General features: G+C 61.5%; 23 protein-coding genes. 14 read left to right on the top strand and 9 right to left on the bottom strand.

Annotated elements, in window-relative coordinates; genetic code table 11:
* The first annotated feature begins 5 nt into the window (after positions 1 to 5).
* Together ACFJIU_RS12585 and ACFJIU_RS12580 are read left to right on the top strand one after the other, a co-directional pair.
* Positions 6 to 1,268 carry an alpha-hydroxy-acid oxidizing protein gene (locus tag ACFJIU_RS12585; RefSeq protein WP_379071862.1) on the top strand — a complete coding sequence of 421 codons (1,263 nt, stop codon included), beginning with the start codon at positions 6 to 8 and terminating at the stop codon, positions 1,266 to 1,268.
* Positions 1,269 to 1,467: 199 nt separating this feature from the next.
* Positions 1,468 to 2,973, top strand: a complete 1,506-nt coding sequence (locus tag ACFJIU_RS12580) for a helicase HerA domain-containing protein (protein WP_379071860.1) — start codon at positions 1,468 to 1,470, stop codon at positions 2,971 to 2,973.
* Between the two features lie 33 nt (positions 2,974 to 3,006).
* On the opposite strand, the gene ACFJIU_RS12575 is transcribed toward ACFJIU_RS12580, so the two are convergent.
* Complete coding sequence (locus tag ACFJIU_RS12575; protein ID WP_379071857.1) at positions 3,007 to 3,783, bottom strand: esterase/lipase family protein; 777 nt, start codon at positions 3,781 to 3,783, stop codon at positions 3,007 to 3,009.
* Between the two features lie 100 nt (positions 3,784 to 3,883).
* Positions 3,884 to 5,395, bottom strand: coding sequence for a wax ester/triacylglycerol synthase family O-acyltransferase (locus ACFJIU_RS12570; protein ID WP_379071854.1), 1,512 nt, complete (start codon positions 5,393 to 5,395; stop codon positions 3,884 to 3,886).
* A gap of 182 nt (positions 5,396 to 5,577) precedes the next feature.
* On the opposite strand from ACFJIU_RS12570, the gene ACFJIU_RS12565 reads away from it, so the two are divergent.
* From ACFJIU_RS12565 to phaZ, 4 genes are all read left to right on the top strand, one after another.
* Positions 5,578 to 7,275 (top strand): long-chain-fatty-acid--CoA ligase, encoded by a 1,698-nt coding sequence (locus ACFJIU_RS12565; protein WP_379071852.1) that lies wholly within the window; start codon positions 5,578 to 5,580, stop codon positions 7,273 to 7,275.
* 67 nt (positions 7,276 to 7,342) lie between these two features.
* Positions 7,343 to 7,828 (top strand): MaoC family dehydratase, encoded by a 486-nt coding sequence (locus tag ACFJIU_RS12560; RefSeq protein WP_379071850.1) that lies wholly within the window; start codon positions 7,343 to 7,345, stop codon positions 7,826 to 7,828.
* A gap of 3 nt (positions 7,829 to 7,831) precedes the next feature.
* Positions 7,832 to 9,586 carry an alpha/beta fold hydrolase gene (locus ACFJIU_RS12555; protein ID WP_379071847.1) on the top strand — a complete coding sequence of 585 codons (1,755 nt, stop codon included), beginning with the start codon at positions 7,832 to 7,834 and terminating at the stop codon, positions 9,584 to 9,586.
* 49 nt (positions 9,587 to 9,635) lie between these two features.
* On the top strand, positions 9,636 to 10,466 hold the full coding sequence (phaZ, locus tag ACFJIU_RS12550; RefSeq protein WP_379071844.1) for a poly(3-hydroxyalkanoate) depolymerase: 831 nt from the start codon (positions 9,636 to 9,638) through the stop codon (positions 10,464 to 10,466).
* A 15-nt stretch (positions 10,467 to 10,481) separates the two neighbouring features.
* Here phaZ and ACFJIU_RS12545 read toward each other — a convergent pair whose 3' ends face one another.
* From ACFJIU_RS12545 to ACFJIU_RS12535, 3 genes are read right to left on the bottom strand one after another with little or no spacing between them, the layout of a single operon-like run.
* Positions 10,482 to 11,522, bottom strand: a complete 1,041-nt coding sequence (locus tag ACFJIU_RS12545; RefSeq protein ID WP_379071842.1) for a zinc-dependent alcohol dehydrogenase family protein — start codon at positions 11,520 to 11,522, stop codon at positions 10,482 to 10,484.
* Between the two features lie 46 nt (positions 11,523 to 11,568).
* Positions 11,569 to 12,222 carry a maleylacetoacetate isomerase gene (gene maiA / locus ACFJIU_RS12540; protein WP_379071839.1) on the bottom strand — a complete coding sequence of 218 codons (654 nt, stop codon included), beginning with the start codon at positions 12,220 to 12,222 and terminating at the stop codon, positions 11,569 to 11,571.
* Positions 12,219 to 12,914 carry a fumarylacetoacetate hydrolase family protein gene (locus tag ACFJIU_RS12535; RefSeq protein WP_379071836.1) on the bottom strand — a complete coding sequence of 232 codons (696 nt, stop codon included), beginning with the start codon at positions 12,912 to 12,914 and terminating at the stop codon, positions 12,219 to 12,221. Before ACFJIU_RS12535 ends, maiA begins: the two co-directional genes overlap by 4 nt.
* Before the next feature lie 201 nt (positions 12,915 to 13,115).
* Between ACFJIU_RS12535 and ACFJIU_RS12530 the strand changes: the two genes are divergently transcribed.
* Complete coding sequence (locus ACFJIU_RS12530) at positions 13,116 to 13,829, top strand: response regulator (RefSeq protein WP_379071834.1); 714 nt, start codon at positions 13,116 to 13,118, stop codon at positions 13,827 to 13,829.
* A gap of 72 nt (positions 13,830 to 13,901) precedes the next feature.
* Here the strand turns inward: ACFJIU_RS12530 and ACFJIU_RS12525 are convergent, their stop codons facing one another.
* Both ACFJIU_RS12525 and ACFJIU_RS12520 read right to left on the bottom strand, forming a co-directional pair.
* Positions 13,902 to 15,236 carry a hybrid sensor histidine kinase/response regulator gene (locus ACFJIU_RS12525; protein ID WP_379071832.1) on the bottom strand — a complete coding sequence of 445 codons (1,335 nt, stop codon included), beginning with the start codon at positions 15,234 to 15,236 and terminating at the stop codon, positions 13,902 to 13,904.
* Between the two features lie 4 nt (positions 15,237 to 15,240).
* Positions 15,241 to 16,410 carry an FIST N-terminal domain-containing protein gene (locus ACFJIU_RS12520; protein WP_379073069.1) on the bottom strand — a complete coding sequence of 390 codons (1,170 nt, stop codon included), beginning with the start codon at positions 16,408 to 16,410 and terminating at the stop codon, positions 15,241 to 15,243.
* 256 nt (positions 16,411 to 16,666) lie between these two features.
* On the opposite strand from ACFJIU_RS12520, the gene ACFJIU_RS12515 reads away from it, so the two are divergent.
* The 6 genes from ACFJIU_RS12515 (at position 16,667) to ACFJIU_RS12490 (ending at position 23,435) form a co-directional block, all read left to right on the top strand.
* Entirely contained in the window at positions 16,667 to 17,167 is a 501-nt protein-coding gene (locus ACFJIU_RS12515; protein ID WP_379073068.1) for a (2Fe-2S)-binding protein, read from the top strand.
* Positions 17,168 to 17,286: 119 nt separating this feature from the next.
* Positions 17,287 to 19,629 (top strand): xanthine dehydrogenase family protein molybdopterin-binding subunit, encoded by a 2,343-nt coding sequence (locus tag ACFJIU_RS12510; protein ID WP_379071829.1) that lies wholly within the window; start codon positions 17,287 to 17,289, stop codon positions 19,627 to 19,629.
* 102 nt (positions 19,630 to 19,731) lie between these two features.
* A complete protein-coding gene (locus tag ACFJIU_RS12505) occupies positions 19,732 to 20,541 on the top strand; it encodes an FAD binding domain-containing protein (protein WP_379071826.1) in 810 nt (269 codons plus the stop codon).
* Positions 20,542 to 20,718: 177 nt separating this feature from the next.
* On the top strand, positions 20,719 to 21,369 hold the full coding sequence (locus ACFJIU_RS12500; protein ID WP_379071824.1) for a class I SAM-dependent methyltransferase: 651 nt from the start codon (positions 20,719 to 20,721) through the stop codon (positions 21,367 to 21,369).
* A gap of 138 nt (positions 21,370 to 21,507) precedes the next feature.
* Positions 21,508 to 21,930 (top strand): GNAT family N-acetyltransferase, encoded by a 423-nt coding sequence (locus ACFJIU_RS12495; protein ID WP_379071821.1) that lies wholly within the window; start codon positions 21,508 to 21,510, stop codon positions 21,928 to 21,930.
* A gap of 128 nt (positions 21,931 to 22,058) precedes the next feature.
* Positions 22,059 to 23,435 (top strand): OFA family MFS transporter, encoded by a 1,377-nt coding sequence (locus ACFJIU_RS12490; RefSeq protein WP_379071818.1) that lies wholly within the window; start codon positions 22,059 to 22,061, stop codon positions 23,433 to 23,435.
* A gap of 176 nt (positions 23,436 to 23,611) precedes the next feature.
* Here the strand turns inward: ACFJIU_RS12490 and ACFJIU_RS12485 are convergent, their stop codons facing one another.
* Positions 23,612 to 24,103, bottom strand: a complete 492-nt coding sequence (locus ACFJIU_RS12485) for a GNAT family N-acetyltransferase (protein WP_379071815.1) — start codon at positions 24,101 to 24,103, stop codon at positions 23,612 to 23,614.
* A complete protein-coding gene (locus ACFJIU_RS12480) occupies positions 24,100 to 24,867 on the bottom strand; it encodes a copper homeostasis protein CutC (RefSeq protein WP_379071814.1) in 768 nt (255 codons plus the stop codon). The genes ACFJIU_RS12485 and ACFJIU_RS12480 overlap by 4 nt, the downstream gene beginning before the upstream one ends.
* Before the next feature lie 413 nt (positions 24,868 to 25,280).
* Here ACFJIU_RS12480 and ACFJIU_RS12475 point away from each other — a divergent pair, with 413 nt between their 5' ends.
* Positions 25,281 to 26,381 carry a hypothetical protein gene (locus ACFJIU_RS12475; RefSeq protein WP_379071812.1) on the top strand — a complete coding sequence of 367 codons (1,101 nt, stop codon included), beginning with the start codon at positions 25,281 to 25,283 and terminating at the stop codon, positions 26,379 to 26,381.
* Positions 26,382 to 26,511: the final 130 nt, after the last annotated feature.

Below are 26,511 nucleotides of genomic sequence, written 5' to 3'. Positions count from 1 at the left end.
GAGGAATGACCGAAATACAGGCCGTCAATGCGCCCGGCCGCCTGCGCCAGATGCAGATTTATGTAACCGGCGCCGGCGGCAAGCGACCGATCGTCCCGGTCGCGCCGGATCAGCTGGAACAGGCGGCGATCCGCAAGATGACGCCGGAGGCGGCTGCCTACATTGTCGGTGGCGCCGGCAGCGAGGCGACGGTGCGCGCCAACCGCAGCGCCTTCGAGCGTCATCGGATCGTGCCGCGGGTGTTGCGGGATGTTTCCCGGCGCGACCTTTCCGTCACATTGCTTGGCCGCCGCCACGTCGTACCGATCCTGCTCGATCCGGTCGGTGTGCTGGAGATGGTGCATCCCGAGGCCGATCTTGCTGTTGCCCGTGCTGCGGCTGCGGAAAATCTTGCCTACGTCTTCTCCAACCAGGCATCAGTTCCAATGGAACAATGCGCTGCGGCCATGGGCGATGCACCGCGCTGGTTTCAACTTTACTGGTCGAGCGACGATGATTTTGTCCGCTCCGTCGTTGCCCGAGCCGAGAAATGCGGCTGCGAAGCCATCGCCGTAACGCTCGACACCACACTGCTGGGGTGGCGTCCGCGCGATCTCGATGCTGCCTACCTGCCGTTCCTGCGCGGTTTGGGGCTCGGGCAATATCTGAGCGATCCCGTTTTCAAGTCCAGGATCCCGCCCAACCCTCCGGAAACCGGAGTGAAGCCACGTGGGTTCGATCTGATCTCGACCGCGCTCAGCCTGCGCCGCAAGGGCAAGCAGTTTGGCCTGTCGATGCAGCAGATGCGTGCTGCCGTTGCCCATTTCACCGCCACCTATTCGCGGCCGGACCTGAATTGGGCCGACATCAAGCGACTGCGCGGCATGACGAAGCTGCCGATCCTGCTCAAGGGTATCCGCCACGCCGACGACGCGCGGCTGGCGCGCGAGCACGGCGTCGATGGCATCATCGTTTCCAACCATGGTGGCCGCCAGGTCGACGGAGAAATCGCAACCCTGGATGCCTTGCCGGGTATCGTTTCCGCGGCCGGTGGCTTGCCCGTCCTGCTCGATTCCGGCATCCGTTCGGGCAGCGATGTCGCCAAGGCGCTGGCGCTCGGCGCAACGGCCACGCTCATCGGTCGGCCCTATGTCTACGGATTGGCGCTTGCCGGCGAAACAGGCGTACGCGAAGTCATCCGCAACATCGTCGCCGAATTCGACCTGACGCTCGCGCTGGCCGGGCTGACCAAGGCAGGTGATCTCGACGGCTCGATACTGGCGGGGTAGGGCACCTCTTCTGTGGGTTTCGCCAGTCGGCCACTGCATCCCGGCCGGCGAGATGCTAGACGTCGCCTCCAAATGTCTGGAGCGTGGCGCCGAAAAGTTGCAGACTTTTCGGACAAGAATCATACGCGCAACAAAAGATAGAGCGGGTTGCCGGTTCATCGTGATCGGGCTCCGCTCTGGAATTCGGCCGGGGTTTTGAATGAAGGTAGCCATCGAGATGGGGACGGCGTCTGGCGCGGCCGCCACGCTCGATCTTGAGGAGTTGCTGGCGACACGCTTGCTGGTGCAGGGCAATTCCGGCTCCGGAAAATCGCATCTCCTGCGCCGTCTTCTCGAGCAGAGCGCGCCCTGGGTGCAGCAGGTGGTGATCGATCCCGAGGGTGATTTCGTCACGCTCGCCGACCGTTTTGGCCACGTCGTCGTCGACGCGCAGCGCACGGAGGCCGAACTCACCGGCATTGCCGGCCGCATTCGCCAGCACCGCGCCTCCGTCGTGCTCAATCTGGAGGGGCTCGACGTCGAACAGCAGATGCGTGGCGCCGCCGCGTTCCTGAACGGCATGTTCGATGCGGAGCGCGACTACTGGTATCCCGTCCTGGTGGTGGTGGACGAGGCGCAACTCTTTGCGCCGGCGGTGGCCGGTGAGGTTTCCGACGAAGCCCGCAAGGTCTCGCTCGGTGCCATGACCAATCTGATGTGCCGCGGCCGTAAGCGCGGCCTTGCCGGCGTCATCGCCACGCAGCGTCTGGCCAAGCTTGCCAAGAACGTGGCAGCGGAAGCCTCCAACTTCCTGATGGGCCGCACCTTCCTCGATATCGATATGGCGCGCGCTGCAGATCTGCTTGGCATGGAACGCCGCCAGGCGGAAATGTTCCGCGATCTGGCACGCGGCAATTTCGTGGCACTTGGCCCGGCGATGTCGCGGCGGCCACTGCCGGTCGCCATCGGTGCGGTCGAGACTTCGGCGCGTTCGGTCAGCCCGAAACTGACGCCGTTGCCGGAGGCGATCGAGGATGTCGAAAGCCTGATCCTGACGCCGAGCCCTGAGGAATTGCGGCAACCTGTGGTACGTCGCCCGCGTCCGCCTGCACCGACCCCGACCGCCGACATCCTGGAACAGCTGGCGCGCGCATTGCCCGAACAGGCCGCCGCCTCGGAACCGGCGCCGACCCTGTTCGACGAGGTCGAACGTGAGACGCTGATCAAGGCGGTTCTGTCGGAAATAGTGGAAGATCCGGATGCTGCTTTTCGAGCAGATTCATTACTTTACCAGGATTTTCTGGTGCGGTGCCGCATCCGCCGCGTGCCAGGCGAACCGCTCGGCCTGTCCGTCTTTCGCCGACGGCTGGCCATCGCCAAGACCGGTATCGACGAGACCACCGCTGCAAGCGATGTCTGGCAACAGGCGCTGGCGCTATCCGCCGACGTTCCTGAAGATCTGCAGGCGGTATTCCTGATCGTTGCGCAGGCGGCTGTGACTGGATCGTCGTGCCCATCCGACGCTGCGCTGGCGCGGGCCTACGGCACCCAGTCGGCGCGGCGCGCACGGCGCCTGCTGTCCTTCTTCGAGGAGCGCGGCCTGGCCGTGCTGCGCACCGATTTCCATGGACGTCGTGTGGTGGCCTTCCCCGATCTCGGTTGCGAGACGGCGCCGGGCGATCCCAATCGACTGGACGACGTGCCGGAACAGCAGGCGGCTGAGTAGCAAGCCTGTTTCCGGTGCCTGGTGTGACTGATCCTAATCCCGTTTCGGGTTCGGAAAAAACAGGCTCTTGAAGCCGCTGCGGTCGAACGGCTTCCACTCGCCTTCGCGCTGAGCCAGGCGGTCGGCAATTGCGTAGACAGCCGCCGGATGGTGACCCAGGCCGCAATGGCTCGCCTCTACTTCGATGCTCTCGGTGTGCGGCAGTTCGTTTTCCATGCAGGCCTGCCAGGCGCAGATGCCATCCGTGCGGCTGTAGATCGCTGTTGTCGGTACCGTGGGCGATTCCGAAATCGCACCACCCATATGGCCCTCGCGATCGTCGACCTTGTGCCCGGAGGTGAATTCGTAGAGTTTCCAGGCGTTGGTTGCCCGCGGGTCACCGTTGAACGGGCTGCCCAACGTGATCACCAGGCGCACTTCGTCGGGCAGCATCTTGGCGAGTTGCCGCGCATAGATACCGCCAAGGCTCCAGCCGACAAGGCTGACCTTGCGACCGTGCTTGTCCGCCAGCGCCTTGAGGCGGTCGATCATCTTGCGTTCGACGCCGGGCAGAGGACCATAGTTGCGGCCGAGATCCCAGCCATAGCTGGCATAGCCCTTTGACTTCAGGAAGCCGCGCAGCGCCACCGTGGAACGATCGCTGGTGACAAGGCCAGGCAAGACCAGCACGGGATGACCGTCACCGCGTGGCGCCAGTGCGGTCAGCAGTGGCAGCGAAGCGACGAAACCGCCGAGTTCGGGCAATGCCCTGAGTTCCAGCGCGAACAACAATCGCGAAGGCGGTTTCAGCGTATCAGCGTGGGCCATCATGGCTCCTGTCGGTTGATTCCGGCTGCACTCAACGCAGACTATGCCGCCTTTGCTCACAAAACTGCAATATTGCGCACGGTTTCCGCTGCGGAACCAAGGTTCACTGCTTTGCAGGCGACGGCATGAGGTTTTCGGCTGCGGCTTTGAGTTCAGCCATGGCCGTGACCAGCAGATCGCCGAGATGGTCGATGTCGGGTACCGCACGGCGGTCGGCGGTGATGCCGAAATCGAGCCGGTCCTGGTAGCTCTGCACAGTGATGTTGAGGGCAATGCCATGGATCGGGATCGAAACGGGGAACATCGCCAGCACTTTGGCACCGGCGCAGAAAACCGGTATCGGTGGCCCGGGAACATTCGAGATGGTCAGATTGGTGGTCGACGGCATCACATCGGCCAGACCCGTGCGCCCATAAAGCTGCGCGAGCCCGGGAAACAGGATCGGCGCGCCGAGCAGCGTGTAATCCTTCGGTGAAACGTCTTTCACCGTTCCGGCCAAGGTCTTGGAATCGCCGCTGTTTTTGCGGATAGCCTTCAATCGTTCCAGCGGATCGGCGAGCTCCGTCGCAATCGGACAGAACATGCCGAAGACCTGATTGGAAGCGTCCATGTCGCCGGGCTGACGCAGGGAAATCGGCACGAAGGCCACCAGCGGTTTCCTTGGCAGCGCTTCATGGTCTTCGAGATAGGCGCGGAGCGCCCCGGCACTCACTGCCATCACCACATCGTTGATCTTGGTGCCGGTTGCCTTGGCGATCATTTTGGCGTCGCCGAGCGACAAGGCGCGGGCGGCGAAAGACCGCTGTGCCGTGATGGTGACGTTGAACGGTGTCTTCGGAGCCAACAGATCAGGAATGCCGGGCAGGCCGCCACCATTGCCTTCGCTGCTGCTGCTTTTGGCGATGAGCAGATCCGTCAGCGTACCGAGCACCTGTGGCACGGCTTCCAGCGCCTTCAGCTGTTGGCGCACCACATTCTGCACCACGTCGTTGATGCCGATGATGGCGCGTTCCTCGATCGTCGGTTTGCGCATGGCCGGCTTTGGCTCCGGCGGCTTCACCTTTCGCGGCTGGGGCGACAGGTCGTAGAGTGCTGCTGCGATTGCCATGCCCGCGCCGCCGTCGATGGCGGCATGGTGCATCTTGGAATAGATGGCGACATTGCCGTCGTCGAGCCCGTCGATGACGGTGAACTGCCAAAGCGGTCGCGAGCGGTCGAGCAGGGTCGAGTGCAGTTCGCCGACCATGTCCTCGAGCTGCTTCCAGCTGCCGGGCGCCGCCAGCGTCGCGCGACGCAGATGATAGGCGATGTCGATCTCGCCTGCATCGACCCAGGCCGGATGGTCGAGTTCGAGCACTGTGCGGGCAAGCTTCTTTTCGAAGATCGGCGCGAGATGCATGCGGCTGAGGAAGAAGTCCTTGAAGTGGTCGTAGAAGGAGCCTGAAAGATCGGCCGGCGGCTCATAGAGCGTCAGGCCGGCGACATGCATCGGTGTTTCCGGCGTCTCCATGTAGAGAAAGGTGGCATCGATGCCGCCAAGCTGCTTCATGCGTCCCTCCTGGCCAATTGTATCGGTGGAGAGCCGCCCGGCCACGCGGCCTCTTTCTTCGATCATTTGCCGGATCTTTGTCAAAGGCAAGCTGCCGCACCGGAACGGCGCTTGCGAGACGTTTCATATATCACCTGCATCCATTGCCGCTGGGTAATCACTGTGAGCCGCCTAAGACGCAGGCTGCGGCTTCCCAAGCCTTTTCCACGCGTCTAGATTGCGGGAAACGCGGTCCAGGGGAGGAGCGCATGGAGCGTATCTGGGTAAGGAACTACCCGGCCGGCGTGCCGGCTGAGGTCGACATCAACCAGTATTCGTCTGTCGTTGCGCTGTTCGAGGAGAGCTTCGCAAAATACAGGAACGAAAAGGCCTATGTCTTCATGGACAAGGCCCTGACCTTCGGCGAGGTCGACAGGCTTTCGCGTGATTTCGCTGCCTATCTGCAAGGGCTCGGGCTGAAGCGTGGCGACCGTGTCGCCATCATGATGCCGAATGTACTGCAATACCCTATCGCCGTTGCCGCGGTCATGCGTGCCGGTTTTATCGTGGTGAATGTCAATCCGCTCTACACGCCGCGCGAACTGGAGCACCAGCTCAACGATTCCGGCGCACAGGCGATCATCATCCTGGAGAATTTCGCGGCGACGTTGCAGGAAGTCATCCGCAGCACGCCGGTCAAACATGTCGTTCTGGCCAGTGTCGGTGACCTTCTGGGCTTCCCGAAGGGCATTGTCGCCAACCTGGTGCTACGCAGGGTCAAGAAGGCGATACCGTCCTTTTCGTTGCCTGGTGCCGTGCGCTTCAATACCGCGCTGGCCGCAGGCAGGGGCAAGAAACTCGATCGGCCGGAAATCGGACCGAACGATCCTGCGGTGCTGCAATACACCGGTGGCACCACCGGCGTTTCCAAAGGCGCGACATTGCTCCACAGCACCATCATCGCCAATCTGCTGGCCTCGGAAGCGTGGACGCAGCCGGGCCTCAAGCGCAGGCCGATCAGCGGACAGCTCACTTTCATAACCGCGCTGCCGCTCTACCACGTCTACGCCTTCATAACCTGCGGCCTGCTCGCCATGCGCACTGGCGGTGTCAACGTGCTGATCCCCAATCCGCGCGACATTCCGGCGATGATAAAGGAAGTTGCGAAGTACAAGTTTCATGTGATGCCGGGCGTCAACACGCTGTTCAACGCGCTCGCCAACAACCCGGCATTCGCCAAGCTGGATTTTTCGCAGTTCCGCATCGCCAATGGCGGCGGCATGGCCGTGCAGGAGGCGGTGGCCAGGAAATGGCTGGAGGTGACCGGCTGCCCGATCGTCGAGGGTTATGGGCTTTCTGAAACCTCTTCCGGCATTGCCTGCAATCCGACCGACAACGATGCCTACACCGGCACGATCGGCCTGCCTCTGCCGAATGTCGAAATCAGGTTGCTCGACGACGACGGCAATGATGTACCGCACGGCCAGCCTGGCGAGATCGCCATTCGCGGGCCGCAGGTCATGGCCGGCTATTGGAATCGGCCCGACGAGACCGAGAAGGTGATGACGCCGGACGGTTTCTTCAAATCCGGCGATATCGGCATCATGGATGACAACGGCTACGTGAAGATCGTTGACCGCAAGAAGGACATGATCCTCGTTTCCGGCTTCAACGTCTATCCGAACGAAGTCGAGGCGGTTGCCGTTCTGCATCCGGGCGTTCTGGAGGCCGCCGTTGTCGGCGTTCCGGACAAGAATTCCGGCGAAGCTGTGATGATGTTCGTGGTGCGGAAGGATCCGGCCCTCAGCAAGGAAGTGCTGGCGGAATTCTGCGTCAAGCATCTGACCGGCTACAAGAAGCCGAAATATATCGAGTTCAGGAACGATCTGCCGCGGACCAATGTCGGCAAGATCCTGCGGCGCGAGTTGCGCGACGAGGTGATCAGGGAGATGGCGGCGCCACGATGAGTCCTGAATTGACAGGGCAGCGCGTTCATGGTCGGACGGGGCAGCTGAAACAATCAGGAATGATGGAATGAGCAAGACACCTCCGACCTACGAACAGCTCCGGGCCATGACCGGGCAGGAGCTCGGTTTTTCCGACTGGGTAGAGGTCGATCAGACGCGTATCGATCAGTTTGCCGATTGCACCGAGGATCGGCAGTGGATCCATACCGATCCGGAGCGCGCAAAGAAGGAGAGCCCGTTCCGCACGACGATCGCGCACGGCTATCTCAGCCTGTCGCTTATCGGCGGTCTCAGCCAGCAGATGAATGTGGTGCCCGAAAACACCCAGGCTGTCTTCAACTATGGCCTGGACAAGGTGCGCTTCCTGGCTCCGGTCAGGGTGGGTACGCGGGTCAGGCTGCGAGCCTCGTTGATCTCGGTGGAGGACAAGGCCCCGGGGCAGTACCTGATGAAATTCGCCAATACGATCGAGATCGAGGGCGAGGAGAAACCGGCGCTGATGGCCGAAACGCTGGCCATGTTCTACGAGCGGCGGAGAAAAGCGGGAGGATAATTCATGGCGAAGGCGCCGGCGAAGGACAGCAAGGACAGCGAGAAGCGCGGCGGTGAGGAGAGGGTGAGGGACACGCGCCCGCTTGCCGAGCAGATCGCCGACGAGGCGGCCGAAAACACGCTGGCGCTCAATCCGCTCGTCGGCCTGCGTACGCAGGACATCGCCGCTGCAACCGGCTCCGTGCTGAAGGCGCTGGCAAGCCACCCCCAGGCACTGGCCGAACAATGGCTCGCCTTCGCCAGCGAGTTCGGCAAGATCGTCACCGGCCAGTCCGAGATCGCTGCCGATCCCAAGGATCGTCGCTTCGCCGATCCGGCCTGGAAATCGAGCAGCCTGCACAAGGCGGTGATGCAGTCCTATGTCGCCTGGAGCAAGTCGGTGACCGAGCTGGTCGCCAAGACCGACCTGCCCGAGAAGGATGCGGCGCGTGCGCGGCTGATCACGTCCATCTTCGTTGACACGATGGCGCCTTCCAACAACCCGGCCCTGAACCCGACTGCCATCAAGACTTTGGTGGACACCGGGGGCAAAAGCGCGGTCAGCGGACTGAAGAATTTCCTCGATGACATGACGCGCAATGGCGGCCTGCCGTCCTCGGTCGACGCTTCCAAGTTCAAGGTCGGCGAGAATTTAGCCAACAGCCCGGGCACGGTTGTGTTCAGGAACGAGGTGCTCGAGCTCGTCCACTATACAGCGACGACTGAAAAGATCTATCAGCGGCCATTGCTGGTCGTGCCGCCACAGATCAACAAGTACTATTCGGTCGATCTTTCGCCCGACAAGAGCATGATCAAGTTCCTGCTCAGCCACGGCATCCAGCCCTACTGCGTTTCGTGGCGCAACCCGACGCCGGAGCAACGCGACTGGGGCCTCGATACTTATATCGCGGCACTCGACGAGGCTTGCGATGCCGCGCGCGAGATCACCGGCTCCGATACCGTCAACATCATGGGCTCCTGCTCGGGGGGCATCACCCTGTCGACCTATGTCGCCTGGCTCGCCGCGCAGAAGAAGGAGAAGGTGAACGCCGTCATCCTGGCAGTCTGCGTGCTCAACACCCAGGCCGATACGGATTCCGATTTCGCGGCCTTGGTGACGCCAGAGACGATCATGGCTGCCAAGCAGATGTCGAAGGCGAGGGGCATCCTCGATGGCCACGAAATGGCAAAGATGTTTGCCTGGATGCGGCCGAACGACCTGATCTGGAACTATTGGGTCAACAACTATCTGCTCGGCAATGCGCCACCGGCCTTCGACGTGCTCTACTGGAACGCCGACACCACCCGCTTGCCGGCCAGGCTGCACGGCGATTTCCTGGACCTTATCTTCACCAACCCGTTCATGAATCCGGGCAAGATGTCGATCCATGGCGTGCCGATCGACATGGGCAAGGTGAAACACGACACCTATGTCATTGGCGGCACCACGGACCACATCACGCCATGGAAGGCCGTTTACCAGACCGCGCGTCTTTATGGCGACAACACCACTTTCATCCTGTCCAATTCCGGCCATCTGCAGAGCCTGCTCAACCCGCCCGGCAATCCGAAGGCCTGGTACGTGAAAGGCAAGACCAAGGAAAAGGACGCTGATGCCTGGACGGCAAAGGCTGAAAAGCACGAAGGCAGCTGGTGGCTCGACTGGGCAGCCCACCTCAAGGAACGCTCGGGTGTGGAGATCGCCGCGCCGAAAACACCGGGCAGTGCCAGACACAAGCCGATTGGAGCGGCACCGGGCACCTACGTGTTCGAGCCGTGATCGCCACGAACATTGTAAAAAACCATTGAAATGAACGGGGGCGGACTGAATGGCGATGGCTGCAGGCAAGGCCAAGGCGGACGGTGTGATGGACATCAAGATGTTCGATGTCGACGGGCAGCTGCTGCGCGTTGGTATCCGTCACGGCAGTTCCAGCCGCCCGCCGTTGATGATGTTCAACGGCATCGGTGCCAATCTGGAGCTGGCGGCACCATTCATGGCAGCGCTGGAGGACACCACCGGCATCATCTTCGACGTGCCGGGCGTTGGTGGTTCGCCCAATCCGATCTTTCCCTATCGTCCTTCGACGCTGGCTCGGCTCGGGAAACGCCTCGGCGAAATCCTTGGCCATGACAGGCTGGATATTTCCGGCGTGTCGTGGGGTGGCGGGCTCGCCCAGCAGTTCGCCTTCCAGTATCCCTCGGTATGCCGCAAGCTGATCCTCGCGGCCACCGCACCTGGGATCACCATGGTGCCGGGCGCTCCCGCGGTACTCTCGAAGATGGCGAGCCCGCGCCGCTATACCGACCCCGGCTACATGCGTTCGATCGCTGCCGAGATTTATGGCGGCGATTTCCGCAAGGATCCGACGCTGATCAACCGCCACGCGTCAGCCATGAAAGGCGCCTCGCAATACGGCTATTTCCTGCAGCTCTTTGCGATGAGCGGCTGGACCAGTCTGCCGTGGTTGTGGATGCTGCGCCAACCGACCTTGATCATGGCCGGTACCGACGATCCGCTGGTGCCGGTGATCAATGCCAGGATGCTCAACACGATGATAGCCCGCTCGCGGCTCGAGCTGCTCGACGACGGTCATCTGTTCCTGGTCACCAAGCCGAAGCAGTCGGCTCAGATGATCGAGGCCTTCCTGAGGGAATGACTTTGCCTGCCTGCACTAGAACCGCGTCACCACGCCGATGCCGGTTCCTTCGAAATTGCCCATGGCCATCAGCGCAGCCGGCGCTTCGTCGAGGCTGTAGGTCTTGCCGATCAGCAAATCGGGCCGCAGCTTGCCTGTCTTGATCATTTCCATCATCGCGCCGTAGCGAAATGCCTGCATGCCGTGGCTGCCGCGGATTTCGAGTTCGTGGGCAATGATCTTGGCCATCGGAACGGCCGCCTTGGCATGATCGCCAAGCATCAAGCCGACTTGCACATGCCGGCCACGGCGGCGCAAATTGGAGATCGAGTTGTAGGATGTAGTCGGATGGCCGAGTGCATCCATCGACATGTGGGCGCCACCGTTGGTGATCTGCTTCACTGCCTTCACCACGTTGGACGTTTCCGACGCGTTGATCGTGGCGACGGCTCCCAGTTTCCTTGCCAGCTCGAGTTTCTCGGTGGTGAGGTCGATCGCCACGACGTTGGCGCCCATGGCATTGGCGATCATGACGGCTGACAGGCCGACGCCGCCGCAGCCATGCACGGCCACCCACTCACCGGGCGTGACACGGCCCTGATCGACGACGGCACGAAAGGACGTCACGAACCGGCAGCCAAGGCTGGCGGCGGTGGCGAAATCCATTTCTTCTGGGATGGCTACCAGATTGGTGTCGGCGTGGTCGATGGCGACATACTCGGCATAGGAGCCCCAGGCCGAAAAGCCCGGCTGGAACTGGTGTTCACAGACCTGGTGATTGCCGGAGGCGCATTCGAAGCAATGTCCGCAGGCTGCCACGAACGGCACGGTGACGCGTGCACCAGCCTTCCAGTTGTGCACCTGGCGGCCCGCGGCCACGACGATGCCGGCAAGTTCATGGCCCGGCACATGCGGCAGGCGGATGTCGGGATCATGCCCCATCCAGCCGTGCCAGTCGCTGCGACAGAGCCCGGTCGCGGCGACCTTGATCACCACGCCGTCGGGCGAGGGAACGGGATCCGGTACCGTTCGGATCACCGGTGTTTCTCCGAATTTTTCGAACACGACGGCCTTCATCGGCATTCTCCGTTCAAGGTCTTTTTCTTGGGCAATGCAGGGCGCGCTAGCGCTCCGCGTCGGGCTGGTTCTGTGGCGCAGCCTTCTGGAACGCGGGCAATTCCATGCAGGTGGCGTTGATACGAGAGATGACCGGATAAGGGCTCATGTCGACGCCGAAACGCGCGTTGTTGGCGACTTGAGCGACGAGGCAGATATCGGCCAGGCTCGGCATTTCACCGTGACAGAATGTTCCTGTTTGTGATGACGAAGACAGCATCTTTTCAAGAGGTTGGAAGCCTTCATTGACCCAATGTCGGAACCAGTTGACGACGTCCTCGTCGCTAGCGCCGAAAACCGTGCGGAGGCTGGTCAGTACACGCAGGTTGTTCACCGGATGGATGTCGCATGCGATCATCTGGGAGAGCATGCGTACCCGGGCGCGACCGGCTGTGTCCCTGGGGAGCAGTGCTGGCTCCGGTCGGATCTCGTCCAGGAACTCGATGATAGCGAGCGATTGGGTGAGCAAGGTGCCGTCCTCCCAGATCAACGCCGGAACCAGCCCCTGCGGATTGACCGAGAGATAGGCTGGTTCGAGATGCTCGCCGTGGCGCAGGTGGTGCGGCACATAGGTATAGGCGATACCTTTCATCTCGAGCGCGATGCGGACGCGATAGGAGGTCGAGGAGCGATAGTAGTTGTGCAGGACGATTTCACTCATCGTGGTTGCCCTATGGTGAGTTCGATCGAGCCAATGCCGTCGACGCCGCCGCTGACGCGGTCACCGGCGACGAGCGGACCGACACCGGCCGGCGTTCCGGTGAAAATGAGATCGCCGGGCGCGAGTTCCACCGCTTCGCTGCAGATCGCCACGATGTCGGCGATCGGCCAGATCAGTTCCTCGAGATCGCCTTCCTGCCTGATCGCGCCGTTCACCGAGAGCCAGATCCGGCCCTTCTGGGGATGACTGGACTGCGCGGCCGGCACCAGCGGCCCGCAGGGTGCCGAGAGGTCGAAAGCTTTAGCCCAATCCCATGGCCTTGCGGCCTTCTTCGCTTCGTCCTGCAAGTCCCGGCGTGTCAGGTCGATGCCCACGCCATAGCCCCAGATATGATCCAGGGCCTGGGCTGCCGGGATGCGGAAACCACCCTTGCCGATGGCGGCTACCAGCTCGATCTCATGGTGCAGGTTCTTCGTCAGGGCAGGATAAGGGATCGTGTGCCCCGAATCGACCACGGCATCGGCAGGTTTGGTGAAGAAGAACGGCGGATCGCGCTCGTCATTTCCGAGCTCGCGTGCATGAGCGGCATAGTTGCGGCCGACGCAAAATATGCGCCGCACCGGGAAACGCTCGGAAGAGCCGGCGATGGCGACCGACGGTGTTGATGGTGCCGCCAAGGCAAACGCGCTCATGTCTTATCCTTCCTTGCCGTCCCCGGCATCTCGATCGCGCGCACATTCAATTGTTTTGGATCGAGGGGCAAGGCATCACATTTTGCAAACCGGGTGCCTGCTGCGATCAACAATTGATTGTTTCTGGCAGACTGGCACGATCGCCTTGCCAATGTACTATTGGCTAATGAACGGATTGTCGGGGCAGGCGTATGTTGCCTCATGACGACCGAGATCGGGGCAAGTGCGGCCATGAGTGCAGCGAGCGAAGTCGCAAGATTTCTGATTATCGACGATCACCCGCTCTTTCGGGAGGCTCTGCACAGTGCCGTGCGCATGGCCTATCCCGAGGTCGATACCGTTGAGGCCCGTTCGATCGGCGAGGCGGTCGAATTGTTGACTGAGGTGCGGCCGTTCGACCTGGCGTTGCTCGACCTTTCCATGCCGGACGTCCACGGCTTTGAGGGGCTGCTGCAGTTGCGTACGCGTTATCCTCATCTGCCGGTCGTGATCGTCTCCGGCTATGAGGATCCCAAGATCATTTCCGAGGCCCTGTCCTATGGCGCCGCCGGCTTCATCCCGAAATCGGTGCGCAAGGACGATCTCGCGGCAGCCATCCGCTCCGTCATGGAGGGCGCGATCTATGTGCCTGACACATACACGGCCGAACAGCCCGACACGGAAAGCAGCGATCGCGCCGACATGGTGCAGCGGCTGTCCCGCCTGACACCACAGCAGTTGCGGGTTCTGCAGATGCTGCGCCAGGGCATGCTGAACAAGCAGATCGCGTATGAACTGCAGGTCGGCGAGACGACGGTAAAGGCGCATGTCTCGGAAATCCTGCGCAAGCTCAACGTCTACAGCCGCACGCAGGCGGTGATCGAGGTGTCGAAACTCGACAATGCCGAGTTGTTCCGGGATCAGCAGGGATTTTGAAGCGGTCGGCAATAGCCAGTCGGCAGCCGGAGTTGACCTGCTACCGACTGCCATTATTCGACGGCCGACTGCCTACGCCAACAAATGCGCCAGCAGCGCTCGAAGTTGCGCCGGTTTCAACGGTTTGCGCATGAACTCGATGCCAGCGGCGCGGGCGGCATTCATGACGCTTTCCGATGGATCGGCCGTCACGAGCAGGGCGGGAACGGCGCGGCCGAGATAATCGCGCACCTGTGACACCGTCATGGTGCCGAGGTCGCCGCCTTCGAGATGCTGGTCAGCGATGATGATGTCGGGAACCCAGTCGGTATCGCCCAGCGCGTCCAGTGCCTCGTCGGTCGACGTCGCCGCGCGTACGGTGCATTGCCAGCGCTCCAGCAACGAGGTCATGGCGGCCAGCACGTCCGCGTCGTTCTCCACAAGCAGGACCTTGGTACCGAACAGGCCGTACCCTGGCTGGCGCTCGATTTCGACTGTCCCCGGTTCCGGGACCGAGTGCGTGGAAACGGGGACGTCGATGTGGAAGATCGTGCCGCGCCCGACGGTGGAGGAAAAGGTCACGGGATGACCGAGTGCGCCGGCCATACGCCTGACGATGGCGAGCCCGAGTCCAAGGCCGCCACTGGCCAGTTCGGCATCCGGCATTCGTGTGCCGCGATGAAATTCCTCGAATACCGCTTCGCGTTGATCCTCGGGAATGCCGCAGCCGGTATCCGCAACATCGATGCGGATGATGTTTCCGCGCTGGCGTGTGCCGACAAGCACGCCGCCCTGCCGTGTATAGCGGAGCGCGTTGGACAGGATGTTCTGCAAGATGCGGCGCAGAAGCGTGCGGTCGGACCGGACCGCGATTGCCGCGGGACGGAACCGCAGTGAGAGCCCCTTGGTTTCAGCGATAGGCTGGAAGTCGGAGCGCAAGGCTGAAAACAGCGTTTCCAGGTTGACGTCGGTCGTCTCGGGCTCGACCACGCCGGCGTCAAGCTTGGAGATGTCGAGCAACGTATGCAGCAGGTCTTCCATGGTCTGCAGCGAACGCTCGACCTGACGAACCAGCTTGCGGCCTTCCTCTGAAGTCTGCAGTTCGGCCAGCGCCGATACCGACAGATGGGCGGCGTTCAACGGTTGCAGCACGTCGTGGCTGGCAGCGGCCAGGAACCTGGTCTTGGAGAGATTGGCGTGTTCGGCGCTTTCCTTGGCGACCGAAAGCGCCATGTTCGACTGTTCCAGCCGGCGCAAGGTGGAGTGCAGTTCCTCCGTGCGCATGCGCACGCGATTTTCGAGCGAGATCGCGGTCTGAAACAGTGAGAAAGCGTTGCCTTGCTGGTCCATGGAACGTTCGACGCGGCTGACCAGTGCCGCGTTGATCTTCTTAAGTCGCTCGATATCCCGGATGTCGTTGAGCGGCATTGGCTTACTCGGCCGCCTGCGGGTGCCCGAAGGCGATGCCGGTGAATGTCTGGTTGAGGTGCATGGAGCGGTATTGTTCGCCGTAGGTGCCGAAGCCGATCACCTTGTTGGCGCGATAGAGTTCGGAAATATCCCGGAACACCTGGCGATTGCGGGCATCAAGCCGGCGCAGAACGCAATCGAAGCCTAGGATCATGTCGATAGGCCCCAGTTTGGACTCGACATCCTTGAGCGTAGCCTTGGTGGTCTCGACCATGCCCAGGGGCTGTGCGACGGACAGGACCACGCCGTCGTCGATGGCGCAGAAGAAGGATAGCGAGCCATCCGAGTTCATCTTCTGGATGGAGCGGCAATAATATTCGCCGCCCACCTTCACCACGACGGGGTGCGAGGCGAAGGAGAACGGCGTCAGCGTCTGCTGAACGACGCCGACGGCGGCGGCATATTCGGTGGCTGCGACATCGGCGTTGAACTCGCGCACGATGCGGTGGTCGGGATCGGACGCCGTCACCACCAGTTTTTCGTCGGTCGGGACGAAATTATCGGTTTTAAAGACGTGGAACGGGATGGTCGTGGCGATCAGCACGACAATGGCACAGTCGGAAGCGACAAGGCCATTGCTGATCAGCGTGGTGGTCTCGAATTTGAGGTCGTCGCCGGCCGATCCCCCAAGCAGAGGGATGTCATCGAGACCCCAGTGGATCGCCGACGTGACGGCTTCTTCCGCGTAGGACAGGCCATCGATGAAACAGAGTGCGAAGACATTGCCGGCCCGCGCATTTTTACTGGTGGCACGCAGCGTGCGTCTCAGCACCTCCACTTCGCCGGTGATGCCGTCCATCGCCGATGATGACAGGTTCTGCACCATCGCACTGGCAACGGTGAAGGTGGCTGAAGGCAGCAGCATCGCCAGCATATGGCCTTCCTCCAGCCCATCCGGCGTGATCTCGCCGGCGGTCGAGCAGGCGGCGTAGGCCAGGGCGGGGGCATGCCGTTTCAGCGCGTCCGCTAGCGTCTGCGCATCGATCAGGCTTTGCGAGAAAAACAGCAACATGTAACCGGCACCGATCGCATCGGCTTCCCGAGCGATTTCGGCGGCAAAATGCTCCGCATCGGGCTCGCTTGAAGTGAGCGCCGACAGGCCGCACGCATAGCGCGTCCGCGAAGCGACCAGCTTCTCCTCCCAATTTTGCCGGCGCTCCTCAACGCCGGTCGTATTGTTGCAGTAGGCCTCCTCGAATGGCAATGGGGGCTGTCCCCAGCCCGTGACCGAAAGTACAATATACGGCGTATTGGGCGGATTGCATTCTCGCAAAACGGAGATGTTGGGAGCGAATTTCCAAGCGATTCCAGAACACAAGAATAGCGGTCTGCCGGTCCGTCCGGAGGAAGCCGGCAGTCTACCGAGGTTGAACACCCAGGGAGGCTTCATGTCGGACATTTCGTTGACCGTGAACGGCAGACAGGTGCGCGCCACCGTCGAGGACCGCACGCTTCTGGTTCATTTTCTACGTGAACATCAAGGACTTACCGGCACGCATGTCGGTTGTGATACCTCGCAGTGCGGCGCTTGCGTCGTCCATGTCGATGGCAAGGCGATCAAGTCCTGTTCGATACTGGCCGCGCAGGCTTCCGGTTCAACCGTCGTGACCATCGAAGGCATCGCCAATGGCGCGGATCTGCATCCGGTGCAGGCGGCGTTCAAGGAGCACCATGGCTTGCAATGCGGCTTCTGCACGCCGGGCATGATCATGACCGCGACTGACATGATTGCGCGTCATCCCGAGGGGCTGGACGAAGCAACGGTGCGGGCGGAGCTGGAAGGCAACATCTGCCGCTGCACCGGATACCATAACATTGTCAAAGCGATACTGGCTGCTTCTCAAGCGATGTCGAAGGCATCGAAGCCTAAGACAAAGAAGGCTGCCTGAGCTGCGATCGGATAACCGGCCGACAGTCTGACCATCGTTGCGAAACCGATCACGAGTTGTTCGCACGCGACTGAACCGGCCAGAATGAATTCACTTCAAGGTTCCGGAGGAGAATTTTGATGGGTATGGAAGGAATTGGCGCTCGCGTCACACGCAAGGAAGACAAGCGCTTCATCATGGGCGCTGGCCGCTATGTCGACGATATGGTGGTTCCCGGCATGAAACATGCCGTCTTCGTGCGCAGCCCGCATGCGCATGCACAGATCAAGAAGATCGATGTCAAACAGGCGCAGGGCATGCCTGGGGTGGTCGCCGTCCTGACCGGCAAGGAATTGAAGGCCGACGGCATCGGCAATCTCATCTGCGGCTGGATGATCCACTCCAAGGATGGCTCGCCAATGAAGATGGGGGCTTGGTCGCCACTCGCCTTCGACCGCGTCCGTTATGTCGGCGATGCGGTGGCGATCGTTATCGCCGACACCAAAGGCGAGGCGCGCGACGCAGCCGAGGCTGTCGAGGTCACCTACAAGGAATTGAAAGCCGTCGTCGACGCGGTGAAGGCGCTGGAGAAGGGGGCGCCACAACTGCATCCCGAAGCCGACAACAACCTCATCTTCGACTGGGAGATCGGCGACGCCAAGGCGGCGGATGCCGCGATCAAGTCGGCGCATCACGTCACACGCATGAAGATCATCAACAACCGTCTGGTTCCCAACGCCATGGAGCCACGCGCGGCGCTTGGGCACTACGACAAGGGTGAGGACCACTACACATGCTGGACGACGTCGCAGAACCCGCATGTCGCCCGTCTGGTGATGAGCGCCTTCTACAACGTCGCGCCGGAAAACAAGCTGCGTGTCATCGCGCCTGACGTCGGCGGCGGTTTCGGCTCCAAGATATTCATCTATCCGGAAGAGGTCGTCTGCCTGTGGGCGTCCAAGAAGGCGGGCGTGCCGGTGAAATGGGTAGCCGACCGCACCGAGAGCTTCCTGACCGACGCGCATGGCCGCGACCACCACTCGACCGTGGAGATGGCCTTTGACAAGAACAACCGCATCACGGGTCTGAAGGTGGATACCGTCGCCAATCTCGGCGCCTATATGTCGCTCTTTTCGTCTTCCGTGCCGACCTATCTGTACGCCACGCTATTGTCGGGCCAGTACAACATCCCCGCCATCCACGCCAATGTGCGCACTGTCTACACCAACACCGCGCCCGTTGACGCCTATCGCGGGGCTGGGCGACCGGAAGCGACCTATCTGATCGAGCGTACCATCGAAACAGCTGCCCGGGAGCTCGGCGTGTCCCCCGCGGAACTGAGACGCACGAATTTCATCACCCAGTTCCCGCATCAGACACCTGTGATCATGTGTTACGACGCTGGCGACTACGGCGCTTCGCTCGATGCTGCCATGAAAGCTGCAGATTATGCCGGGTTTACCAAGCGGCGCGACAAGGCCAGGAAGGCCGGCAAGCTGCGCGGCATAGGAATGAGCTGCTATATCGAGGCGTGCGGCATCGCACCATCGGCGGCGGTCGGTTCGCTTGGGGCCGGCGTCGGCCTTTGGGAATCGGCTGAAGTGCGGGTGAACGCCGTTGGCACCATCGAGGTGCTGACTGGCTCGCACAGCCACGGTCAAGGTCATGAGACGACCTTCGCGCAGCTGGTCGCCGACCGCTTCGGCGTGCCGATCGACTCCGTCAGCATCGTGCATGGCGACACGGACAAGGTGCAGATGGGCATGGGCACCTACGGCTCGCGCTCCGGCGCGGTCGGCATGAGCGCGATCGTCAAGGCTCTCGACAAGGTCGAGGCCAAGGCCAAGAAAATCGCGGCGCATCTCATGGAGGCTGATGAAGGTGACATCGTCATCGAAAACGGTGCGTTGAAAGTGGCCGGGACCGACAAGAACGTGCCATGGTTCCAGATGGCGCTCGCCGCCTACACTGCGCACAATCTGCCGGGCGGCATGGAGGCTGGCCTCAAGGAGACGGCCTTCTACGATCCGACCAACTTCACCTTCCCGGCAGGTTGCTACATCTGCGAGCTCGAAGTCGATCCGGAAACCGGCCTGACCGAGATCATCCAGTTCGTGGCGGCCGACGATTTCGGCAACATCATCAACCCGATGATCGTCGAGGGGCAGGTGCATGGCGGCATCGCGCAAGGCGTGGGTCAGGCCTTGCTGGAAGGTGCTTTCTACGACACCAGCGGCCAACTCCTGACGGCGAGCTACATGGATTACACCATGCCGCGCGCTGGCGACCTGCCGTCCTTCAAGGTTTCGACCTCTAACACGCCGTGCCCGGGCAATCCCCTCGGCATCAAGGGCTGCGGCGAGGCAGGTGCCATCGGTTCGCCTCCCGCGGTGATCAATGCCCTTACCGATGCCCTGGGCATCGCCGATTTCACCATGCCGGCTACGCCTTCGCGGGTGTGGGCGGCGGCGCAGAAACATTGAAGAGGCAGTGAGATGGGTAGTCGGCAGTCGGAACGACTTCGCACGACTGCCGATTGCCTATCGCCGGCTGCCCTGTCGAAATCTCTCTGAGGAGAACGAGCTATGTACTCCGTCAACTACCATCGCGCCAATTCTGTCGCCGATGCGGTGAAGCTGCTGAAGACCGGTGACAGCAAGCTGCTTTCGGGTGGCATGACATTGATCCCGGCCATGAAAACGCGCCTGGCGGCGCCGTCGGATCTTGTGGACGTGTCCAGGATCGCGGCGTTGAAGGGCGTCAAGGTCAGCGGCAAGACCGTGACCATCGGCGCGGCAACCACGCATTACGAGGTGTCCACCGACGCCAAGCTGCAGAAGGCCTGTCCGGCACTGGCCGAACTTGCCTCGATGATCGGCGATCCTGCGGTTCGTCATCGCGGTACGATCGGCGGCTCGATCGCCAACAATGATCCGGCCGCCGACTATCCGGCCGCCATGGTGGCATTGGGTGCGACGATCGTCACCAACAAGCGCGAGATAGCCGCCGAAAAGTTCTTCAAGGGGTTGTTCGAGACGATCTTGAAGGACGGCGAAATCGTCACGGCCGTTACATTCACAGCCCCCGCCAAGGCGGCATACCAGAAGTTCCGCAACCCTGCCTCGCGCTATGCCATCGTTGGTGTGTTCGTGACCAAGGGCAAGGCGACAGGCAAGGATGACGTGCGCGTCGCCGTCACCGGAGCCGGCGACAATGGCGTCTTCCGTGCGAAGACGATCGAGGCCGCGTTGGCCGGGTCGTTTGATCCGTCAGCGGTTGCGGGTGCCAGGATATCGGCGGACAACCTGATGACGGATATCCATGCGTCGGCCGATTACCGGGCAAACCTGATCAGTGTCATGGCAAAGCGCGCTGTCGCCGCCGCCAACGGCTGACGGCGAGCGCATTCAAGAGAAAGGAACCGTACGGCTCCTTTTCCTGGCTTGTCTGCGCGTTCGCGTAGACGCTGTGCGGCGTCTCGTCGTTTCCTGAAGTATCATTGCTGACGCAATGCTCAGGCAATGCGTGCCTTCTATGCACGAAATCCGATAGCTGCATGGGGAGCACTCTGAATGAGCGTTGCGAGCGACGCCCGTTTCTGGGACCGGAGTTCGCGGAACTACGCCAAATCCGCGATCGCAGACGAGGATGGATATCAACGAACGCTCGAGCGGACGCGATCGCAGCTTAATTCCGACGATCATGTGCTTGAACTTGGCTGTGGCACGGGAACGACCGCGTTGCGGCTGGCAGATGCGGTGAGGGGCTACCTGGCAACCGATTTTTCCCCAGCCATGATCGCGATCGCTGCGGAAAAACATGCCGCCGCGCCGATCCCGGGGCTTGAATTCCGTACGGCAACCGTTGAAGTCCTGGACACCGACGTCGGGCTGTTCAACGCGGTTCTCGGCTTCAACTATCTCCATCTGGTACGCGACCTGCCGGGCACGCTGCGCGGCATCCACGACCTGCTCGCAGCAAACGGACTGTTCATTTCCAAGACGCCTTGTCTCGGCGACATGAACCCGCTGATCCGCCTGGCGCTTCTGCCGGCGCTGCGCATGATCGGCAAGGCGCCTTATGCCGGCACCTTCAGCACGAAGGAGCTCAGCCTCTGCATCGCGCTTGCCGGTTTCGAGATTCTCGCAATTGAGAACCATGCGGCCAAGGGCGACGACAAGCGACCCTATATCGTCGCGCGCAAGGCAAGCATCGGACGATAAAAACCTATATGCCGTTGCGCAGTGACGAAGCATCCGGCAATGCCCCTTATGCCAACGGATTGCGGCCGGTTGGGTCCAGCCGGCCTGCTTGATTGGGTTTTATCTCGAGCTAGGTGTCCGGCAACTGGGGATGTGTGTATGCGTGCAACTACCATTCGCGCGGAAAACCGCCACCTCGACTGGCTGTTGGCGCACGATCGCCATGTGCCCGAACGATGGATAACCCGCTGCCTGTCGCTCGGCGAGTACATCATAGCGGAGCAGGAGGGCGAACCGATCGGCTTCCTGCGCTTCAGCTGGTTCTGGGGAACGATCCCCTTCATGGACCTGATCATGGTACTTCCCGATCACCGGCGTTCCGGTATCGGCACAGCGGTGTTCCGGCATTGGGAGGCGACGATGCGGGCTGCGGGCGCAACACTCCTGATGACCTCCTCGCAAAGCGACGAAGCCGAGCCGCAGGCCTGGCACCGCAGAAACGGTTTTCGCGACGCCGGGAGCGTGGCGTTTGGGCATTTGCAATCCATCCCGGAACTGTTCCTGGTCAAGGATTTGCGATAGCGCCCCAGGTATCCAGTTTATCATATTAGCGACATCGAAATTAGACATTGGTAGTGGAGGGATCATTCGCCGTTGCTTGCTTCCGCCGCAGTTCTATCCTCCCCCGCGAACGACGAGGGAGGAGTGAAATGCAGGCCAGGACAGAAGCGCCGGGCAGTTGGCTCGACCGAACGCATACAGTCGCCGAACCCGGTTTCAACCGTTGGCTGGTACCGCCAGCAGCGCTTTGCATCCATCTGTGTATTGGTCAGGCCTACGCCTTCAGCGTGTTCAACCTGCCGATGTCAAAACTGATCGGCATCACGGAATCCGCGCCAGACGACTGGAAGCTGACCAGCCTCGGCTGGATTTTCTCGATCGCGATCGCGTTCCTCGGCATCGCAGCCGCCTTTGGCGGCGGTTGGCTGGACCGGGTCGGGCCGCGCAAGGCGATGGCGTTGGCCGCCTGCTGTTTCGGGGGTGGCTTTCTCATCTCTGCGCTGGGCGTGTATCTGCACCAGCTCTGGATCATCTATCTGGGGTACGGCGTTATCGGCGGTATCGGCCTGGGCCTTGGCTATATCTCTCCCGTGAAGACTTTGATCACCTGGTTCCCGGACCGACCCGGCATGGCGACCGGCATGGCGATCATGGGTTTCGGCGGCGGCGCTTTCATCGCTTCGCCGCTTTCGGTCTACCTGATGAAGCTGTTTTCGACCGAAAGCCATGTCGGCGTTGCGGAAACCTTCCTGGTGCTGGGCGTTGTCTATTTCGTCTTCATGATGATCGGCGCCACGCTGGTGCGCGTGCCGCCGGATGGCTGGCGGCCGGCCGGCTGGACGCCGCCGGTGAAGCAGAGCGCAATGGTGACGAGCGCCAACGTTCATCTGGATGATGCGTTGAAGACACCACAGTTCTGGCTGCTTTGGGGTGTGCTCTGCCTAAACGTGACCGCGGGCATCGGCGTGCTCGGTCAGGCATCGGCGATGAGCCAGGAGATGTTCCCGGGTCGTATTTCGCCAGCCGCCGCGGCGGGTTTCGTCGGCCTTTTGTCGATCTTCAACATGCTGGGCCGTTTTTTCTGGGCATCGACCAGTGATTTCATCGGCCGTAAAACCACTTACGCCATTTTCTTCCTGCTTGGTGTCATTCTTTATGCGGCGGTGCCATGGACGGGGCAGACAGGCAGCATCTTCCTGTTCGTGCTGTTCTACGGTGTGATCCTGTCGATGTATGGCGGTGGTTTTGCCACCATACCTGCCTATCTGCGCGACGTGTTCGGCGTGCGTTACGTCGGCGCGATTCATGGCCGCCTGTTGACCGCCTGGTCGGTCGCCGGCGTGCTCGGGCCCGTGCTGGTCAACTACATCCGGCAGTATCAGATCGACAGCGGTGTCGCGAAAGCAGACGCCTACACGGTCACCATGTACATCATGGCCGGCCTGCTGGTCGTCGGGTTTGTGCTCAATCTCTTGATGCGGCCGGTGAACGAGCGCTTTCACATGAAAGTCGAACAGCCGGCTTGAGGGAGGATGATATGACCAATGAGACACAAGGCAGTTCGCTCAAGCTCCTGCTTGCCTGGTTGCTGGTCGGCATCCCGCTGGCGTGGGGGTTCTTGATGACATTGGCCAGCGCCTTGCCGCTGTTCCAGTGACGTTTGAAAGGATGCGGCTCCGTCCGGGTCGCATCCTTTCAAAACCTAACCCTTCAATTGCTTTGCGTAGTAGCGGACCGCCTTCTTGCCGCCGTGGATGAGCGCTTCGCCGACTTCCCGGAAGCCGAGGGCCGCATGGAAGGCATCCGAAGTCGGGTTGGGCGGGTCCAGGTTCACTTCGCATGTGACGACGTCATGCCCTGCAGCCTCTGCGCGCGCGAAGAGGTCTTCATAGAGCCGTCGCGCGTGACCGCGTCCGCGAGCACCGGCTGCAACCACGATGCGGTCGACATAGACAAAGCGCGGGTAGCGCTCCCTGAACCAAAGAAAATTCGGGCTGCTGTAAGTTGCCGTCTGGTCGAAAGTCAGCAGGAAAGCCTCGAGATCACCGATACGGCTTGCTGAAAACGACGTGTCGACCAGCGCGGAAAGCTCTTCCGGTTCCAGCCAGGAGAGTTCGGCGGCGTTCTCATTGTTGAGCGCGAGCACGGCCGCTTCGTCGGCGGCCTGCACGGCTTCGATGGGAGATGTGGTCATGTACGCGCAGCCTTGATGGTAGCCGCGACAAGCGCCTCATCGGTAAGCGTGTTGCGGTACTCGCGGTCAAGATCGTCACCGCCCATGCCGACATGCGGGTTGCGGTAGAGCATGCCGCTGGCTTCATCCCTGAGAGAAGCGAAATGCATTTCGGTCAGCCCGGTCTTTGCCCTTACCGCGCCAATGTTCTGGGGATCGAGTGCGCCGCAGCCCATGATGATGATGCGACCAGCCGCCTGCCTGACGAGCGTCGCCAGCAGATCAGCACCTTCAATGGCCGTGTCGCGCTGTCCAGAAGTGAGCACACGTCCAACCTTGCAGCGGATCAACGCTTCGAGCGCTTCGGTTGGGTCGCGCGTCATGTCGAAGGCGCGGTGGCAGGTGACCGCGAGTGGGCCGGCAACATCGACGAGGCCGGTCATGCGCTCTTCGTCGATCGTACCATCGGCGGTGAGGCAGCCGACCACGACCCCGGCGACGCCGAGTTCGCGAAGCGCCGCGATATCGGCCAGCATGGAGCGATACTCCGTCTCGCTGTAGAGGAAATCGCCGCCGCGTGGGCGCACGATGACATGGAATGGGATCCTGGCCAGTTCCAGCGCCAGGCGGACGGTGCCCAGGCTCGGCGTGATGCCACCCTCGACAAGGCTGGCGCAGAGTTCGACACGGTCGGCGCCGGCACGTTCGGCGGCAAGCAGCCCATCGATGCCCTCGACACAGATTTCGATCACCGGGAGTTTTTTCGTCACGTCGGGACTGGCCAAGGTCGTTTCCAATTCGGTTAGGGACTGGCGATGCCTAGCATCGCGTGCGGCGAGGCGGAAGCAGGCAGAGCTGGCAAATCGCGCGGCCAGCGCGCCGGTGCAGGCTGCCGTCCGGGGAAAAGTAGCCCAAATCGCTTGTTTCCAGGAGTGATCGTTCGAACTTCGACAAGACCATCCCGGCTGTCCGGCGCAGCTTTTGCGCTGGACGGGAAACGGCATGGGAGCCGGCAAAACAAAACCGTCCGAAGCTCTTTCAGAGGGGAAGGACGGAGCATCTCATGACACGATACTGGCTTTTTGCGCCCGCTATACCAGACCGTTTCCGCCTTTCGCGGAAACGCGGAAACGCTCTAATTCTTTGTTTTTGCGCAATTCCGAACGCAAAATCGCTGTGCACTTTTGCTGGAATTGCTTTGGCGACCACGGCCTTCGCGGGTGTAGAGCGGGCGTCGGCTGGCGAATGCAGCGCGCCTTGCATCGACTACTATGCCTACATGGAGACGGTCGGGAACTGGAACCGGTTTCCACACCATGCCGACGACGACTATTTTGTCGCCGCGCCGACGGTCGAATTCACCGCATCCTATCGTCCGGTCGAGGGCGTTGCGTTTTTCGGCCATTTGATCACGGAGGAGGTGAAGGACGAGGAACTGGGCGTGAACCAGTATTTTCACCACGTCGGCTCTTATGTTTCCGAACTCAACGCACAGTTCCATGTCGGTGGGATTGGACTGCGCGTGGGCAAGTTTCACCCGGCTTTCGGCAAGGCCTGGGACATCACGCCCGGCATCCACGGCACCGACCTCGCCGGCAATTATGAGCTGAAGGAACGAGTGGGCGCCTCAGTCGCCTATGGCTTTGAGACAGGCGGTTTCCACAATGAAATCGAGGTCGCAGCCTTCGGAGTGGATCGCAGCTCTCTGTCGGAATCGCTGTTCACCAATCGTGGCCGCCACACCCGGGAGGATGGCGGCGCGGGCAACAGCGATGGTATATCCTCGGTAGCGCTTGATTTTTCCGGGTGCCTCGGGGCTGGCGCTGCCAGCTGTTATGATGAGGGCACATTCGGATATCGCCTGGGGGCACGCTTTCAGAAGGGCGGTGAACACAGTTTCGGCAATGAAACCGGATTGCTGGGCGGGCTGAACGGCAATGTGGCCCTGGGCAACGAGATGACGCTGAAACTGTTCACGGAAGCCGCCTGGTTCAACAATTTCGGCGGTGGTGCCGACGATGCCTTGTTCCTGACCGTGTCGGCAGCGCTGCAGCGCGAGGCGATGACCTATTCGATCTCCTATACCCAGCAGCGCGAGCAGATCACCGACGAGCCGGACCTCATCGAGCATCTGTTCGACGCAACCGTCGCCTACAAGTTCGGCCGGGATCTCGGCCTCAGCAATGAGAGTTGGCAGATCGCTGCAGGTTATGCCTTCGACAGGCATGGCGACGACAGGAAGCACACATTCGGCATTCGGCTGTCAGCCGAATTCGAGGGGAGCCACGAATTCCATTGACGCCTGGGCCGGGCAGTTCCCTTGGTCTGCCCGGCAGTCACTGTCTTTCGGGAATTTTCAGGGGCTTGCCGGCAAGAAATTTGCGTCTGAACAGTAGATTTTCCCTTTTGGAACGCCCGTCCGGGCATCG

It is taken from the genome of Mesorhizobium sp. UC74_2, from assembly GCF_042701485.1.
In the GTDB taxonomy this organism is placed as follows: Bacteria; Pseudomonadota; Alphaproteobacteria; order Rhizobiales; family Rhizobiaceae; genus Mesorhizobium.
This window is presented reverse-complemented; position numbering and strand designations above follow the sequence as displayed.

What these genes read in the sequence shown, in the direction of transcription:
- ACFJIU_RS12490 (WP_379071818.1), top strand. Translation starts at nt 22,059, where the DNA reads ATGCAGGCCAGGACAGAAGCGCCGGGCAGTTGGCTCGACCGAACGCAT.
- ACFJIU_RS12580 (WP_379071860.1), top strand. Translation starts at nt 1,468, where the DNA reads ATGAAGGTAGCCATCGAGATGGGGACGGCGTCTGGCGCGGCCGCCACG.
- ACFJIU_RS12575 (WP_379071857.1), bottom strand. Translation starts at nt 3,783, where the DNA reads ATGATGGCCCACGCTGATACGCTGAAACCGCCTTCGCGATTGTTGTTC.
- ACFJIU_RS12510 (WP_379071829.1), top strand. Translation starts at nt 17,287, where the DNA reads ATGGGTATGGAAGGAATTGGCGCTCGCGTCACACGCAAGGAAGACAAG.
- ACFJIU_RS12565 (WP_379071852.1), top strand. Translation starts at nt 5,578, where the DNA reads ATGGAGCGTATCTGGGTAAGGAACTACCCGGCCGGCGTGCCGGCTGAG.
- ACFJIU_RS12530 (WP_379071834.1), top strand. Translation starts at nt 13,116, where the DNA reads ATGACGACCGAGATCGGGGCAAGTGCGGCCATGAGTGCAGCGAGCGAA.
- phaZ (WP_379071844.1), top strand. Translation starts at nt 9,636, where the DNA reads ATGGCGATGGCTGCAGGCAAGGCCAAGGCGGACGGTGTGATGGACATC.
- ACFJIU_RS12560 (WP_379071850.1), top strand. Translation starts at nt 7,343, where the DNA reads ATGAGCAAGACACCTCCGACCTACGAACAGCTCCGGGCCATGACCGGG.
- ACFJIU_RS12500 (WP_379071824.1), top strand. Translation starts at nt 20,719, where the DNA reads ATGAGCGTTGCGAGCGACGCCCGTTTCTGGGACCGGAGTTCGCGGAAC.
- ACFJIU_RS12555 (WP_379071847.1), top strand. Translation starts at nt 7,832, where the DNA reads ATGGCGAAGGCGCCGGCGAAGGACAGCAAGGACAGCGAGAAGCGCGGC.
- ACFJIU_RS12505 (WP_379071826.1), top strand. Translation starts at nt 19,732, where the DNA reads ATGTACTCCGTCAACTACCATCGCGCCAATTCTGTCGCCGATGCGGTG.
- ACFJIU_RS12570 (WP_379071854.1), bottom strand. Translation starts at nt 5,395, where the DNA reads ATGATCGAAGAAAGAGGCCGCGTGGCCGGGCGGCTCTCCACCGATACA.
- maiA (WP_379071839.1), bottom strand. Translation starts at nt 12,222, where the DNA reads ATGAGTGAAATCGTCCTGCACAACTACTATCGCTCCTCGACCTCCTAT.
- ACFJIU_RS12515 (WP_379073068.1), top strand. Translation starts at nt 16,667, where the DNA reads ATGTCGGACATTTCGTTGACCGTGAACGGCAGACAGGTGCGCGCCACC.
- ACFJIU_RS12485 (WP_379071815.1), bottom strand. Translation starts at nt 24,103, where the DNA reads ATGACCACATCTCCCATCGAAGCCGTGCAGGCCGCCGACGAAGCGGCC.
- ACFJIU_RS12585 (WP_379071862.1), top strand. Translation starts at nt 6, where the DNA reads ATGACCGAAATACAGGCCGTCAATGCGCCCGGCCGCCTGCGCCAGATG.
- ACFJIU_RS12545 (WP_379071842.1), bottom strand. Translation starts at nt 11,522, where the DNA reads ATGAAGGCCGTCGTGTTCGAAAAATTCGGAGAAACACCGGTGATCCGA.
- ACFJIU_RS12525 (WP_379071832.1), bottom strand. Translation starts at nt 15,236, where the DNA reads ATGCCGCTCAACGACATCCGGGATATCGAGCGACTTAAGAAGATCAAC.
- ACFJIU_RS12535 (WP_379071836.1), bottom strand. Translation starts at nt 12,914, where the DNA reads ATGAGCGCGTTTGCCTTGGCGGCACCATCAACACCGTCGGTCGCCATC.
- ACFJIU_RS12495 (WP_379071821.1), top strand. Translation starts at nt 21,508, where the DNA reads ATGCGTGCAACTACCATTCGCGCGGAAAACCGCCACCTCGACTGGCTG.